At 24.8% G+C, this 15478-nt stretch carries 18 protein-coding genes and 2 pseudogenes; 10 read left to right on the top strand and 10 right to left on the bottom strand.

Annotated elements, in window-relative coordinates; all coding sequences use genetic code 11:
* The first annotated feature begins 342 nt into the window (after positions 1 to 342).
* Complete coding sequence (locus tag H8891_RS13975; protein WP_187006863.1) at positions 343 to 855, top strand: hypothetical protein; 513 nt, start codon at positions 343 to 345, stop codon at positions 853 to 855.
* Between the two features lie 125 nt (positions 856 to 980).
* On the opposite strand, the gene H8891_RS13970 is transcribed toward H8891_RS13975, so the two are convergent.
* Positions 981 to 1508 carry a GNAT family N-acetyltransferase gene (locus H8891_RS13970; protein ID WP_187006862.1) on the bottom strand — a complete coding sequence of 176 codons (528 nt, stop codon included), beginning with the start codon at positions 1506 to 1508 and terminating at the stop codon, positions 981 to 983.
* A 630-nt stretch (positions 1509 to 2138) separates the two neighbouring features.
* Here H8891_RS13970 and H8891_RS15535 point away from each other — a divergent pair.
* On the top strand, positions 2139 to 2264 hold the full coding sequence (locus H8891_RS15535; protein WP_276510634.1) for a hypothetical protein: 126 nt from the start codon (positions 2139 to 2141) through the stop codon (positions 2262 to 2264).
* A gap of 304 nt (positions 2265 to 2568) precedes the next feature.
* On the opposite strand, the gene H8891_RS13965 is transcribed toward H8891_RS15535, so the two are convergent.
* Positions 2569 to 2772: a hypothetical protein gene (locus H8891_RS13965; RefSeq protein WP_187006861.1), complete on the bottom strand. Its 204-nt coding sequence runs from the start codon at positions 2770 to 2772 to the stop codon at positions 2569 to 2571.
* 407 nt (positions 2773 to 3179) lie between these two features.
* Between H8891_RS13965 and H8891_RS13960 the strand changes: the two genes are divergently transcribed.
* Entirely contained in the window at positions 3180 to 3629 is a 450-nt protein-coding gene (locus H8891_RS13960) for a hypothetical protein (protein ID WP_187006860.1), read from the top strand.
* Between the two features lie 141 nt (positions 3630 to 3770).
* On the opposite strand, the gene H8891_RS13955 is transcribed toward H8891_RS13960, so the two are convergent.
* Positions 3771 to 4583, bottom strand: coding sequence for a DUF2785 domain-containing protein (locus tag H8891_RS13955; RefSeq protein ID WP_187006859.1), 813 nt, complete (start codon positions 4581 to 4583; stop codon positions 3771 to 3773).
* 259 nt (positions 4584 to 4842) lie between these two features.
* On the opposite strand from H8891_RS13955, the gene H8891_RS13950 reads away from it, so the two are divergent.
* From H8891_RS13950 to H8891_RS13940, 3 genes are all read left to right on the top strand, one after another.
* Entirely contained in the window at positions 4843 to 5331 is a 489-nt protein-coding gene (locus H8891_RS13950) for a DUF4829 domain-containing protein (protein WP_187006858.1), read from the top strand.
* Between the two features lie 179 nt (positions 5332 to 5510).
* The gene (locus H8891_RS13945; RefSeq protein ID WP_187006857.1) at positions 5511 to 6080 is read left to right on the top strand and encodes a sigma-70 family RNA polymerase sigma factor; all 570 of its coding nucleotides are present in this window, start codon (positions 5511 to 5513) and stop codon (positions 6078 to 6080) included.
* Complete coding sequence (locus tag H8891_RS13940; protein ID WP_187006856.1) at positions 6080 to 7438, top strand: DUF4179 domain-containing protein; 1359 nt, start codon at positions 6080 to 6082, stop codon at positions 7436 to 7438. Before H8891_RS13945 ends, H8891_RS13940 begins: the two co-directional genes overlap by 1 nt.
* Positions 7439 to 7796: 358 nt before the next feature.
* Here H8891_RS13940 and H8891_RS13935 read toward each other — a convergent pair whose 3' ends face one another.
* Together H8891_RS13935 and H8891_RS13930 are read right to left on the bottom strand one after the other, a co-directional pair.
* Entirely contained in the window at positions 7797 to 8540 is a 744-nt protein-coding gene (locus H8891_RS13935; protein WP_187006855.1) for an EFR1 family ferrodoxin, read from the bottom strand.
* Positions 8541 to 8542: 2 nt separating this feature from the next.
* A complete protein-coding gene (locus tag H8891_RS13930) occupies positions 8543 to 9223 on the bottom strand; it encodes a transmembrane-type terpene cyclase (protein WP_187006854.1) in 681 nt (226 codons plus the stop codon).
* A gap of 124 nt (positions 9224 to 9347) precedes the next feature.
* Here H8891_RS13930 and H8891_RS13925 point away from each other — a divergent pair, with 124 nt between their 5' ends.
* Together H8891_RS13925 and H8891_RS13920 are read left to right on the top strand one after the other, a co-directional pair.
* On the top strand, positions 9348 to 9893 hold the full coding sequence (locus H8891_RS13925) for a TetR/AcrR family transcriptional regulator (protein ID WP_187006853.1): 546 nt from the start codon (positions 9348 to 9350) through the stop codon (positions 9891 to 9893).
* A 286-nt stretch (positions 9894 to 10179) separates the two neighbouring features.
* Positions 10180 to 10623 (top strand): GNAT family N-acetyltransferase, encoded by a 444-nt coding sequence (locus H8891_RS13920; protein ID WP_187006852.1) that lies wholly within the window; start codon positions 10180 to 10182, stop codon positions 10621 to 10623.
* A 142-nt stretch (positions 10624 to 10765) separates the two neighbouring features.
* Here the strand turns inward: H8891_RS13920 and H8891_RS13915 are convergent, their stop codons facing one another.
* From H8891_RS13915 to H8891_RS13900, 4 genes are all read right to left on the bottom strand, one after another.
* Entirely contained in the window at positions 10766 to 11584 is an 819-nt protein-coding gene (locus tag H8891_RS13915) for a class I SAM-dependent methyltransferase (protein WP_187006851.1), read from the bottom strand.
* 215 nt (positions 11585 to 11799) lie between these two features.
* Complete coding sequence (locus H8891_RS13910; RefSeq protein WP_187006850.1) at positions 11800 to 12000, bottom strand: cold-shock protein; 201 nt, start codon at positions 11998 to 12000, stop codon at positions 11800 to 11802.
* A gap of 148 nt (positions 12001 to 12148) precedes the next feature.
* The gene (locus H8891_RS13905; protein WP_187006849.1) at positions 12149 to 13243 is read right to left on the bottom strand and encodes a DUF4179 domain-containing protein; all 1095 of its coding nucleotides are present in this window, start codon (positions 13241 to 13243) and stop codon (positions 12149 to 12151) included.
* A 1-nt stretch (position 13244) separates the two neighbouring features.
* Positions 13245 to 13778, bottom strand: coding sequence for a sigma-70 family RNA polymerase sigma factor (locus H8891_RS13900; protein ID WP_187006848.1), 534 nt, complete (start codon positions 13776 to 13778; stop codon positions 13245 to 13247).
* 293 nt (positions 13779 to 14071) lie between these two features.
* On the opposite strand from H8891_RS13900, the gene H8891_RS13895 reads away from it, so the two are divergent.
* Both H8891_RS13895 and H8891_RS15745 read left to right on the top strand, forming a co-directional pair.
* Positions 14072 to 14785, top strand: coding sequence for a polyphosphate polymerase domain-containing protein (locus tag H8891_RS13895; RefSeq protein ID WP_243207855.1), 714 nt, complete (start codon positions 14072 to 14074; stop codon positions 14783 to 14785).
* Positions 14786 to 14800: 15 nt separating this feature from the next.
* Positions 14801 to 15211: pseudogene (locus tag H8891_RS15745) on the top strand (DUF4956 domain-containing protein); the annotation flags it as partial.
* A gap of 148 nt (positions 15212 to 15359) precedes the next feature.
* Here H8891_RS15745 and H8891_RS15740 read toward each other — a convergent pair.
* Positions 15360 to 15478, bottom strand: a pseudogene (locus H8891_RS15740) (thiol-activated cytolysin C-terminal domain-containing protein); the annotation flags it as partial.

Genomic DNA, 15478 nt, shown 5'->3' with positions numbered 1-15478 from the left:
CAGAACTTTTAATTTAAGTGTGTTCACAATAACAGATGTTTTCGTGGTTACTCTCAAAATACTATTTTCTAAAAACTTATGCCCTTATAATCCATTTATCTATAGTATAAGGGCACAAGTTTTATATTAGATATATAATGAAATGTTATATTTTAGTTCCAAATTTATAGATTTCAGTCCATTTAACTTTAAAAAAAATATACTAATGCTAAACTTAAACTATAACTTTAATTGAAAATAAAAATATAATTCGTCTCTAGCGCTATGTATCAAGATTGATAATGCTCTAAGAACTGACTTAAATACATTGTTTTGGATTAATATGGAGGATGATTAAAAATTATGAAAAGATTAGAAGAAAAACTTTTTAAACACTACATAGGTTATTTAGATGAAAGAGATGAGTATCAACAAAGTGTAATCTATAAGACTCTTGCAAAAGTAAATATGTATTCATTCTATTTAATTTCGATTTTAATGATGGGTAGCCTTATTTTTGATTCTGTTAATCATAGGTTTACATTTGGTACTGTTGCGTTATTTTTTATTCAGCAATTCAATGCATATTATATTTCAATAAAATTAAGAAAAAGTGGTGTTGATGCAACAAAATTTTATGACAATACTACATACCTACTGCAATTAAAAAAATTAAAAAAACAAGCAATTATGGCTGGAACACAATGGGGTCTTGGGATGCTTATAATGATGGATTACATTTTTCCAGGACTTGAGGGTGAACAAATTAGGATAGATTTAATTTCGGTTATTACATGGACTTTAGGAGGTGCTTTTTTCGGAGGCGCTATGTATTTTTTTGGAAAGCTAAAAATAACAAAAGTTGATAATAATTAACTAAACCTTAAAATTATTTAAAAATATCTAATAAAAAAGCAATTAAAATCCATTTATTTGGATTTTAATTGCTTTAACTTTATATAAAATATCTAACTAGTCCTTAAAGTAAAATTTTAATAATACTATATTTGGGATAAATAATCTGACTTTGATAAATCAAGAATAGATTCATTTTCTTTAATTTCAATTTCTTTAAATCCTGCTTTTTTATGTCCTCTTATAGCAGCTTCTCTATCTAGAGGAATAACATTTCGTAGTTTTTTTACATCAAAATCATGGAAGGCTGTATCTGCAAGCTTAATTAATGCTTTTGAACAATATCCATTTCCTCTATGTTTATTTTCTACAACTATACCTATACGATGTAAGTCTTTTTTTTCATCGTAATAAAAACATACTTCTCCTAGAAAATCACCAGTAGCACTATTTACAATATAAGCATAGTATCTATCGTTTCTTTTAGAAATCCACTTAGAATACCACTCATCCCAATACTTTTCAGAAAAATCAATACACCCAGTTTTGTTATTATAGTTTTCTGTGCCGAGATTATATCCTTTATTGTAAGACATGGTTTCTTCCTGTGATAAAAAATTTTGTCTATATTCAAGCTCTTTAAATGATGGAACGTGTAAATGTAATTCGTTCATAGTTTTCCCCCATTTTGAAAATTTCCGAAATTTTTTGAATAATTATATATTATTATATCACTAAGTTATATAGAATTTAACTATACTAAAAAAACTTGTTTAAAGGGATCTATCAAAAAAGCCCTTAGAATCCATTTGTTTGGATACTAAGGGCTTTAATTTATAACTAGTCTTTAAAGTAAAATTTTAGAACTAGTTATACTTGATATAAATAAGTTTTTTTACACCATTACTTTTAAAATAGCATAAATATTCTGAAAAATAAAGACTTTCATCAGAAGGGTTTTCCTAATAAAATTTAAATATAAATATTTTTTAGGAGAATGGAATTATGATATTTTTAATTTTTATTATTAGTTCGATATATATATTTATTACTTGGAAAAACTCAAAAGAAAATAAAATTTCACCATGGCTAGAAGGAAATATACAAATTAGAGATGATAAATTTTTTAAATATCAATTTAGGGGAAGTATAATTATATTTATTTTAATTATGTCAATATCTATATGTTTTAAAAAATATAATGTAAATAATAGTTATTTTTTACTTATAGTGTTAATATTTTGGATTTTAAATTTTTTAGTTAAATATACAGCACTGAAAAAAGGATATATATTTAAAAAGAAGTGATATTAATTATATTAAATAAAAAGATAGTTGCAAGAATTTTAGTTTGCACAATAACCATGATTAATATTGGTAATGTAGGAAATATATTTGCATCAGAGAAAAGTAGTAATTTTACAAAGTAGTTTTTAGAAGCAAGCGATGATACTATAGTTTGTTATATGGAAGGGATGCCTATAACAAAAAGTCATATGGAAAAACAAATACTCAATACTATTTTACTCATTTAAATGGAGCAAAATTTACGAGTGGAATAGTGGAAAAAACTACAAATTTACAATATAAGAAATAAAAAAGTGCTATTATTAGCACTTTTTTATTTCAAACAACTAACTATCCTCTAATAAAGTGAAATTTTAAAGCTAGTTATTTTAATATTTATTTTATATATAAAAAATTATATATAAAATCATAAATTATTAATTTAAATTAATTTTTATTTTCTCTAATTGCTTGCGTTAACTTCTTAATATTGCTATTTATACAAAGCAATACAATTATAATTAATATATATTCCATTCCACTTTTATTATTTAAAAGTGTATTATTTATCTCATTCAAATTAGCAGATAAACTATCTATTGTACTCTGTATAAAGCTAAGTTCTTCTTTTATTTGGTTTGTTCCGTCCATACTATCACTCTCCCAATATCTTCTTAAAAAATTATAATTTTAAAATATTAAAATGTCCATTAAAATAGATATTTTAGTGGAATTTCTAAAAAATACTATTCGCTAAAAACACATTTAAAGATATTTAGTAAAAAAGTCCTTAAAGTCTAATTATTTGAATTCTAAGAGCTTTAATTTTGTCTTAAATACATAAAAGTGAAATTTTAATGCTAGTTACTTTTTACTATTAAAATTTAAATAGCACCGTTATTTTTAGAATAACATGAAAATTTTGTCAATCAAAGACTTTTATTGGTAAAGTTTTCTAAATATAATGAAAATATAGATAAATATCCTTTCATAAGGTTACTATGAAAAGATAAGATCTAATAAATTAAAGTATTTAAATAGATAAGGAGGTAATATGTTTGAAAAAATATATTTATTTAATTATTTCTATTTTAGTAGCAGTATATGTATATGGATACCATATTACAAAATCTGAAAAAGTAGTACATTTTTATAAAAATGGAATTTTAGTACAAAACAAACAAATTAGTAATTCAAAAGTTAATTTAAGTATAAATGGAATTATAGAAAAAAATTTGATATTTGGAAAAGGAATTAAGCTATTCAAAACTTTAGAAGGAACATTAAAAATAGGTCAAAAAACATATAATATAAACTTAGGTATAACTGAAGATAATGTATATTTTGGAAATGCATTTGAAGATAAAAATGATATAAAAGTATTTACAATTTTTTTATCTAATGATTTTAAATCAATTTTTTTAATAAATGATAAAGAGAAGTATGAAATAATATCTGCAAATACAATAGAAGAATTTAATCATACAAAAGAATTGTTTTTAAAATGATTAATTAGGAGGAATTAAAATGAAATAATTATGTTAGGGAAGTAGAAAGTTATATAGATTTTAGTTTTTATTTAGTGTTGGTTGGGATATTGTGATCATCTACAGATATCTTCTTCCCTTTCTATGAAAGATTCTATAACTTTATTCTCCTAAAGTAGTGATTAAATTGTGAATTTTATCCATTATCATAGAATCTTTAAAATCACCTTCTAAAGTAAAATATAAACTCTTTAAAAAATTAGAGATATTAATCTTTTTATGATAGTATTCTATTGACGAATTACTCTCAGAGGTGTGTTTTTCAAACCTTTTTAACCACAAAATTATATCATTATCATTAATTTCATTTCTCATTAAGATACTTTTTACTGCAATACTTATACGTCCAGGTTCACCATCAATGTACACATACTTACCCTGACATATTTTCAATTGCAATGTAATCAGTAAATTTTCTAAATTCTCTTTATCCAAAATACTACATTGTGCTAATTCATCAATTACATCTGCTCCATGTGCTATTGAGTGAGACCAACCTTTATAGTCTATATAGCCTCTTAAATCCATTTCTTTAGTATAGTAATCAATTACTATGTTTGTTGTTTCAATAATTACATGATGATGTAAAAAACTCTTTTGATTATTAGAGTGTAGTATTAAGGCAATAATAAGTGCAGAAAATGTACGAGTGAAAACTGTATCGTCATTTATAGCACCAATACTTTTCATTAAATGTTGGTCATCTATACAAATAGTTAAAAAAGATTGCATTTGTTCATCAGAAAATATATTCTGATTAATCCATTTTGAGAAAATATCATAAATTAAATCATCACGTAATGTTGCATCAGTTGTTCCAATGTATTTTAGCATATCTAATGCGTATGAATAATATAAGTTTTTATTATTAACTTCGTAATTATTTTTTTTTATTTGTAATAGATTTAGTCTCAATATTTCCTCTGTCATTTTATACCTCCTTATTTTTTTACTTACTTAAATTATATATTAATTGCAACTACTCCTTAAAAACTTATTTAAAGGTATGCCCTTAAAATCCATTTATTCAGATTCTAAGGGCTTTAACTTTATGTAAAATATATAAAGTTTAGTCCATAAATTACATAGTTTACTCCAAATTTAAAAAGTAAATTTATATATTTGCTATAATATAAAAGGCAGTAAAGGAGGACAATAATGAGAGAGGTATTTTATGAAAAATAGAACAAAGTTTTTTTTAATATGTTTTATATTTTTAGCTGGGTTTATATTTTTTAAGGTAAAATATAAAAGTTTTGATAAGGAAAATTTACCTGTAGATTGGAAAAAAGACGCCAAATCTGTTATGGAAGTATATATAAATGCAATTAATACAAAAGATAAAGATCTTATAAATGAGTGTATATTTAAAATGGATGGTTATGATTACAGTTATATAGGTTTTGACGGTGAGGCTGAAGAGCCTTATGATATGATATATATTAAGTACATAGATTCAGAAGAAGTTCCATTTAGAACTGTTGAAGGTAGATTGAAAAATGGAAAATATATTTATTTTAAAAATGGTAAATCTCTGGATGTTAAATATAAAGTTAAATATTTATTTGATAATAAACCTGACAAGTCAGGTATAAATTACCTAAAATATACTTTAGTCAAGAATAAAGATGGAGATTATAAGATAATATCATGCGGATATTAGAAGTTAATTAAAAGAAAAAGATTTATGAAAATATAAAGTTATTCTCACATTTGAGGATAGCTTTTTTAGTTTTTTGTAGTTAAATATTTAAATATAAATTAAAAAAATTGTAAAAATATGCAACTAAATGAATATTTACTGAATCTAATATGCGTAATCATGATTATAGGGAGGACAATATGACAGAAAATATAGTACTAAAAAGAGCGAGGCTTTTTAGTAAAAAAAATAAATCAACAGAAGAAATAGATTTAGTAAGGGATGCTAAAAAAGGTTCAGATCAAGCTTTTGAAGAGCTTATAAATATATATAAAGAATATCTTTATAAAATGGCATTTATTTATACAAAAAATGAGCACGATGCATTAGACATTTATCAAGAAACAGTGTATAAGGGCTATTTAAATATCGATAAACTTAAAGATTCAAATTATTTTAAAACTTGGATAACAAGAATACTTATAAATAATGTGAATATGAAAAATAGACACGTAAATAGGTTTAAAGATGTGGAAGTAGAAGATTATATAGGTGAAATAGAATATTCAACTATAGAGGAAAAAATAGATTTATATGATGCAATAGATATATTAGATGAAAAGTATAAAACACCTATAATACTACAATATTTTCAGGATTTAACAGTAAGTCAAATATCTAAAATAATGGATTGTAATGAAAATACAGTAAAGTCATATATAAGACGAGGAAAGAAAAAGTTATATGATTTGCTGAGGGAGGAAGCATAATGAGTAAATATGATGATATAAAAATGCCAGATAATATAGATGATATAACTAAGAATGCTATATCAAAAGGAAGAAAGCAAAAGAATATAAGAAAGTACAAAAATGTAATGGTTGCATCAATAGCCACATTAGTTGTTGGAGGTGGAGTGATGGGTGTTATAAATCCTTCACTAGCAGACTCTATACCTATAGTGAAAAATATAGTAAATTATTTTGATAGCAATAAAGATTCTAGGTTTAAAGGTGATAAACATGAACTAGAGAAAACTTCTAAGAGTTTAAATTTATTTGTTAAAGATAAGGGTATAGAATTTAAAGTAAACAGTATGTCTTATGATGAAAGTTGTATGACTGTATTTTATACTATAAAAACAGATAAAAATATAAAAGAAAATTATAAGGCAGATGAAAATCCTTTATTTGCTGAGCCATTTATTGATTTATACATAAATGGAAAAGAAGTCAATCCATACAGTAATCCAGAATCAGAGTCTAAGTATGTAGGAAGTAATAAATTAGAAGGTATTTATAGATTTGATATGAGTGGTATAGATATAAAAGCAAATGATAAGGTAGAATTAAAGATAGATAATATTTTTGATATAGATGGTAACTGGAATGTAGCTACTAATTTAGATAAATCTAAAATTAACATAGATAGCCATATTTATAAGGTTAATAAAAAATTTACAATAGGAGAAATTAATTATGATATAAAAGAAGTTATAATTTCTCCATTAGGAAATAAGATGCTTCTTCAAACTAGTGAATTAAAGGATTCAAATAAATCAAATGAAGAAAATGAACTTTTAGCTGGATTTGAACTTATGGATGATAAAGGGAAAATTTTAAATAAAATAGATAATGGAAGTTATGGTCCAGATGAAAAAACTGGAATTGCAACAAACTCATTTGAGTTTATAGGTGCAAATAGTAATACAAAATATTTACAAGTTATACCGATAAAATATATACATTTTGCAGAAGATAAAATGTCTGAACCAAAGAGCATAAATAGTCTTCCTTTAACATTTAAGACAAGTGAAGTTGGAAAGATAAAGATAGACAGTTTCAAGGTAACAGGTGATAAAATAGAATACACTTATTATAAAGAAGGACTTGTAGACCATGAGATTTACTTAGAATATTTCGATAAAAATGGAAATAAAGTAGATTTTTGTGGATTAAAAGATACATACGTTAATAGAAAAACTGGAAAATATACTGAAACTATTGATTTAAATGGATATAAACATAATGAGGAAAAAATAAAAAGTATAAGCAAAATTTCTGTTTCTTATGTAAATAATGTGGAATTATTAAAAGATAAAGCCATAAAAATAGAGTTGAATAAATAATACCTATAGAAGTGGAATATCTTTAAATAAATATTATTTTGACTTGCCTTTTAAGGTACTATTAATATTAATATGGATTTTTATATTATCAATTTTAATTGAGAAAAATTAGTGGAGAAAGTCTCACTTATATTTATGATAATATATACTCTAATAGAGTTTTATATTTGGTTTAAAAATATTCAAAGATACATAGTAAAAAAGCCCTTAAAATCCATTTATTTGGATTTTAAGGGCATTAACTTTATTTCAAATGCTTAACTATCCTCTAAAGTGAAATTTTAGGACTTGTTAGAGTATTTGAGATAATTGTACATAAAAAGTTTGTTTTTATTTCTTGTGTAGTTTGGATATTATTTCATATATCAAAATTATCTTTCATAACAAATCTTTTTCTATTCTTGGTTGATTTTCCATATTGGATTGCTTTTTTAGGACAATGCTGAATACAAGCCATACAATGTATACAATTATTTTTCCATATTGGATATCCCTTGGCAACTTCTATATTCTGAACTGGACAAGCTCTTTCACATAACTTACATCCAATACAAGAATCTTCTACATAAAATTTTTTATCATTCAATTTAGATAATACAATAGGCGCAATTACATATGATTTAAGCATTGATACAATCCCCTCATCATATTGAAGTTCTTTCTTCCTATTTTTTATATCTTCACATATAGATGAAATTTTTATTTTGGCATTTTTTATTTTATTTCTAATAACTTCATTACTATCTGAACCAATCATTGTAATATGATTATTAGGCATAATTACAGAGTATCCACTATCTATATTAATATGCTTTTGTAGAACTTTTACAGCATATCCTGATGAATCTCCACAAGTAGAAACTACAAATACAAAAGCATTTTTATCTACCTTAATTCTTTTTACAAACTCCATTACTGGCTTAGGAGCTAAGGATATATGAGATGGAAATACAATCCCTAGTATCTCCCCTTCTTTAACTTCATTTGGCATTTCTCCATTCTTATTCATTTCTGAAATAGATACAACTTTATCTGATATTTCTTTTCCTATTTGCTTGGCTACCCATTTTGAATTTCCTGTTCCTGAAAAATAATAAATCATAATTAACCTCTATATCCAATAGGAATATCATTTTGAGTTTCGTTATATAGTTTTGTTTTTTTATATTTACTTAAAAGATGAATGTAGATAATATCAAATACTGAACAAAAAATACCACAAACTAAAACAAGTATATTATAGTCTAATATTCCAAAAAGAATAGTCGGAGCTAATGTTCCAATCCACTTAGCATAAGCTAGTAATAAAGATTGTCCATTCATATTTTCCCTTTTTACATACATATTTATAAACATTACTGACATAAGTAAATTTTGTAAAAAAGCAGAGTATTTTGCTCCCATTATAAATCCAAATTCTTTTATGAATACGTACTGTAAAGCAAAACAGCATATTATAACTAATATAATCCATGCAGGGAAATGTTTTTGATTTATTGATTTAGGAAACTCATTTTTCCCATATTTAAAATAGGTAAATAATATAACTATATCTAGAATTGCCCATGACGCATTGACATATGCTTGAATTAAATTTAGACCCTCTAAAGGACCATGAGCAGCTAGAAATATATCTGAAAAACTATAAGTAGCCTCCCATGCAAAGTTTAGTCCTAATGCGAATAAAGGCATTGCATATGTCTTTTCTTTAAAACCTAATCTAATACATTCTTCATAAACAATAATCCATCCTATACCACTAATAAGAGTTAAAAACATCTCCATAAGTTCTTCCTCCATAATAATTAAAAAAATTGACATATGTCTAAGTTATGCTATGATTATCTCAATAACATTTACATATGTCAATATTATTGAGATAAGTTAGACATTTAAGGAGGTTATGTCTATGTATAAAGGAAATAATCCGACAGCCCTGCAATCACAAGAGATGATTATTAAAGGGATTCTTTCTATAATGGAAACCAAATCATTTGAATCAATAACAATAAAAAGTATATGTGAACATTCACTTGTATCACGACAAACATTTTATTCACTTTTCAACTCTAAAGAAGAAGTATTGGAACTTCATTTTGATAAAATGTTTGACTTATTTATAGAAAGATTCACTAGAAAGAAGATCAATACGATAAGCGATATATGTTTTGAATTTGTAACATATATCGAAAGCGATAAAGATTTTATAAAATTACTTGTTAATAATAATCTAACATATATAATGACACTGAAATTTGAGCAATATCTTATTGAAATAGGAAATACATTAAATGCTGATAGTAAATACATGTATGAATATGCAATGGCATTTATGTCTGGTGCCTTAGTTGAAATTGTGGCTAGGTATATAAGAGAGGGAGAGAATATAGAACAAGAGAATCTTGCCTTTCTTATAGAAAAGATATTAAAGGGGGAATATTTTATAATTCGCTAGAATTATTTATGTTAATTAACTAGTTTTTAAAAACTGGTTTAAAGAACTCTAGTAAAAATTAGAAACTTTTTATTAATATTGTATAAACATTACTTTTATGATATTATTTTAATAACTAAATAATATGATGCTTATTCTTATCCCCGGGTAAGAATGTTAAAAAGCACTGAGTCTTATTCCACTAGGGCCTTTTTTAAGGAGGAATGAGATTCAGTGCTTTTATGTTTATTAGGGGTAAATTAGCATTATTTAAATTTATTATTAAAATTAAATAGGAGGTAAACAAATGAATTGGAGCATTAAAAAATTTAAAGAATTAAATGTTGAAGAAGTATACAAAATTTTAGCATTAAGAAATGAGGTGTTTATTGTAGAGCAAGAGTGTGCATATCTAGACTGTGATAGTAAAGATAAAAACTCATATCATCTATTTGCTCAAAAAAATGGAGAAATAATTGCATATCTAAGAATTTTAGAAAAAGGAGTTTCTTATGATGAAGTGTCAATCGGAAGAGTAGTAGTTAATAAGAATTATCGTGGTAAAGGAATTTCAAGAGAGATGATGATAAAAGCTATAGATTTTATAGAAAATAATTTAAATGAAAATGAAATAAAAATTCAAGCACAATCATACTTACTTAACTTTTATAAGAGTCTAGGATTTAATGAAATTTCAAATGTATATTTAGAAGATAATATACCACATATAGATATGTTATATAAAAAATAAATATGTATTTTAAAATTACAATTACCTAAAAACTGGTTTAAAGATGTCTAGTAAAAAAGCCCTTAGAATCCATTTATTTGGATTTTAAGGGCTTTAATTTTATCTTACATAACTAGTCCTTAAAGTAAAATTTTAAATATTGTTATTTTTGAGAAACAACCATAAAGTGAGGACTCATTCCCATTATTTCTATTTCATGTTCTGTTATTTCTAATATATTTAACAATATATCTCTAGTTTCAATATCTTCCCATTTTTTATTTAAATCTGGGGTAAACCATATAGTCCCCTCTATGGCATGTTTATTTAATGTTTTAAATCCTACTGTTTCAATTTCATTTTGGAGTTGTAATGGAGTATGGAAATAAGCATGTGTAAGTAAATATGGATAATCTTGTGGTCTATCATGAATACCTTCTTTCAATTCCATTTCTATCATATTCATAAATGGTTTTTCCGTTAGTAACTCATTTCTAGTGCCAAACGTAGATAATGCCCAAGTTGTTGTACTAAATTTAGATATACCTACTGAAAATAAAAGCCCACCTTTTTTTAAAACTCTATAACATTCATCTAATACTTTTAATCGATCAGCTATATTTTGTAGATGATATAAAGGTCCCATGAGTAATATAATATCAGCACTTTCATTATCTTTATTAATATCTCTGGCATCACATACTTCAGAAATAAAAGTATTATAATTTGATTTAGCATACTCTACAGCATTTGGTGAGAGTTCTAGTAAATGAACATTATTATTTTTACGTGCTAACCAATCAGAATAAACTCCAACACCTCCACCAATGTCGTATATTACATTGGAATCCTTGTTTATGTATTTACTTAAAATTTGTTTTGTTCTATGAAATTCAATAATACCAAGCCCTCTTTCAAGTCTCCCTTTTTCAGATACTGAATTATAAAATTCTAATACTTTATTCATTCCCTCTTTACTCATAAGTAGATACACCCCTTAAAATAATTTGCTATAAAGTGTAGTTTAAAAGATTTCATATATCAACTTAATAATTAAAAATTAACTAAAATTTGTTTAAAGAGATCTAGTAATTTATAAATTGAAAATTAATTACTAGTTAGTTTATTAGAGGTTATTATAATTAATTAGAATAAAAAAAAGACACACAATGTGTCTTTCTCTCGAACATATATATATTATAATATAGTTACATTCTCTGCTTGAGGACCTCTAGCACCTTTAACTATATTAAAGTTTACATGTTGACCTTCTTCTAATGATTTAAACCCATCAGTTTGTATAGCTGAAAAATGTACGAATACATCATCTCCACCTTCTACTGATATAAAGCCAAATCCTTTTTCATTGTTAAACCATTTTACTATTCCATTTATCATTAAAAATACTCCTATAACCTATCTCTAGGTCTCTTTTAAATTATTTGTATTTTACTACATATATCATTATATGCATTTATTAGTTTTTTGATACTAGTTTTTTCTTATTCATCAAAAATTGTAACCTTAGAATCCATTTACTTAGATTCTAAGGAAGATCTATTTCTATTTTTTCACTCTCAAAAATCTTTTCTTTATTATTAGAATAAATAATAGGTGTTATTATTATTTTTTCTTCAGTTCCATTAAGTTCAAAATTACTATAGACTGTATTTTCATCATCAGACATAGCATTATTGTCACTACTTAAAGTATTTCCATTTTCATCTTTTGCTGATAAAAAATAAGTACTATCAGAGTTATTCTCCTCTACATTCATTTTGATTTTTGCTGATACTGGAGATATCCTTATATCATCAATTTTTAATTTATGTTTTATACCTTCTTCATTTATATCAATAACCTTGTTAATTTTAATGATTTTTACATCATTTGATATGTTAGAAGTATTTATAGTTGTATTAAAATCCCAATTCCCAAGGCTTTTACTTAACCATCTTCCTTTTTCAGTTTTTGACTCTCCGATATCAAAATCTTTAAATTGAATTTTTATATTATAATCTTTATCTTTTTCAAGAGCATTAAGTATATCAAAATCAGAGTCTACCACACCATCGCCATCAGTATCAATATTAGTTAAAGAAACGATATATAAAAGCTCTTTTTTATCTTCCCCTCTCACATCTCTTTGATGAATAATTCCACCTTGACCAGGGAAAGATATATCCCCTATTGTAATAAGTGGCAAATCTGGTTTGAAATCCTTTTTATTAAACCCATGCTTTTCTAAGTCAAAATTGCTATAGTCTATACCTAAACTTATAATTAGTTGCTTATCATCTAACATTACATCTCCTAGATTAAGAACTAAACCATCATTTTCTATTGATTGATTTCCTTCAAACTTATACTTATCAAATTCACTATATTCCTTACCCAAAAATGACTCAATATGGGTTACTAATCTATTGATATAAGCCCAAGTTGTCTGAGTAGTTAAAGTTGCAGAACCTAGAACAAGTGCTGCAGTTATACTTGCTATAAGTAGCTTTTTATGGGCTTTTTTTCTTGATTTTATCTTAGATTTCATTAGATTCTTCATTTTTTCATTATCAGTTTCTACTTCACTATATTTATCAAATTGAATTTTTTCATTATTTAATACCTTATATTTATCTATCAATTTACTTTCCTCCCTCTCTCAATAAAGATTTTCTTATCTTTGCCTTTCCCCTTGATATCTTGCTATATACACTTGAAATGGCTATCTGTTTATCATTAGCTATATCAACTATGCTTTCATCATGTATGTAATATCGTGTGAAAATTTCTCTATCCTCTTTTGATAAGTGGTTTAGAGTTTCATTCAATTCTTCTTGAATCTCTATTTTTAATAGATTTTTGTCTATATAATAAGTCTGATCTTCTAAATTTGAAGTTTCTATTTTGCTTAAATACTTTCTTTTGTAGTCGATTGCCTTATATTTAGCTATTGCACATATCCAGTTTTTAAAAGTATTTTTATCTTTTTCAAAACCTTCTATGTTATCCCAAATGGCTAGTAAAGTATCACTAACACATTCTTCCTCATAGTTACTTAATTTTCCTAAATGAAATCTAATAACTGATGTAATAAGAGAGTTGTATTGATCTATTAAAATTTCCATTCCTTTTTGATTTTTCTTTTTTATATATTTGATAATTAATTTATCTTGCAAATTACTTCCTCCTTACTGTAAAAGCTTTTACACTTATTAATTCGTAAACGAAAAGCAAAAACTTGCAACTTTATAAAAAAAATAAAGTTTTTAGCATTTCTTTAAAAATTTATTTAAGGATAACAGTAAAAAAGCCATCAGAATCTATTTATTTAGATTTTAATGGCTTTAACTTTATTCAAAATATTAGATATATATTTATTTAATATATTTTTCAAATTTTATAAAAAAAGTCCCTAAAAATTAAAACAGCTTTGTATTATATAGTGAAAAATTATTTAGGAGGTGAAACTATGAGTAAAATTGGCATGTTATCTGTATCAAGAAAAGAAGTAAAATTTTTAGTTTCTCTTACAGATAGAATTTACTTGCTAAATTCTTTAAGTAAAATATTAATTCCAGATAAATATGGTGACTATAATGGCTATAAAACAAGAAGTGTATATTTTGATAGTATTGATAATGAAGATTTTACACAAAAACTAGTAAAAACTGAAAAAAGAAAACGTGTAAGATTGAGAATATACAACACTACAGATACTTTTGCTAAATTTGAAATTAAGCGAAAACATTTAGACAGAGAATTAAAAGAAAGCATAACAATTTCTAAAGAAGATGCAATAAGGTTAATCAATGGAGATTATTCCATATTATTAAACTATAACAATAATCCTCTTTCTAATTATGCATTTAACTTAATGAAAACTCATAATTATAGACCAGTTTCTATGGTTGAATATGATAGGAGAGCATTTACACATGAAAATTTCAATACAAGAATAACTCTTGATAACAATTTAAGGTATACCAACTTTAATTATGATTTATTTAATGAAGATATAAACTTTAAGCAAGCTATGCCTAAGGATCAAACTATTCTTGAAGTTAAATATGATAGATTTTTGTTTTATCAGATACAAGAAATTTTGTCAAAGTGTAACTTTATTGGAAAACCTCCAAGCAAGTATGGAACATCAAGACAATTATTAAATAAATATTATTATTAGACAGGAGATGTTAATATGAATCAAATATTAAAAGGAAGTATGGATTTAAACTCAATAATCCAAAATGCACAAACACCAAAATTTATTATACAAAGTATTATTATGACTATTGTTTTTTCTACAATAATTTATTATACATATAAGCTTTCATATGATACGTTAAATTATAATAAAAAATTTAACATAACACTTGTTATGATAGCATTTATAAGTACTGTTCTTATGGATTTAATTCAAAGTAATTTAGCTATATCCTTAGGAATGTTAGGATCATTATCAATAGTTAGATTTAGAACAAATATAAAAGACTATAGAGATATAGGATTTATTTTTTGGAGTATGTCAGTAGGTATTGCATCAGCTACACAAAATCTTTTTTTATGCCTAGTAAGCTCTTGTTTAATAGCTTTATTTATGATTGTTACAGGAAAAGAAAGTAAGTGTGGAAATAAATTATTACTAGTTATAAGAGGGAAAGAAGTTAATTTAAATACAATTCAAGAAATACTTGATAAATATAAAATTAGAAATAATATAAAAGCTAAAAATATATTAAGCGATTCCTTTGAGCTAGTTTATGAGTTAAAATTTCATTACCATCTTTATCATATGAAACTTCATCCCAAGATACATCAAACTGAGCAACATAAGCTCCACTATGATCTAGGTTTATTTTTCCTTTTGAATATTCTG

Source organism: Paeniclostridium hominis (assembly GCF_014306135.1).
GTDB classification, from domain to species: Bacteria; Bacillota; Clostridia; order Peptostreptococcales; family Peptostreptococcaceae; genus Paraclostridium; species Paraclostridium hominis.
This window is presented reverse-complemented; position numbering and strand designations above follow the sequence as displayed.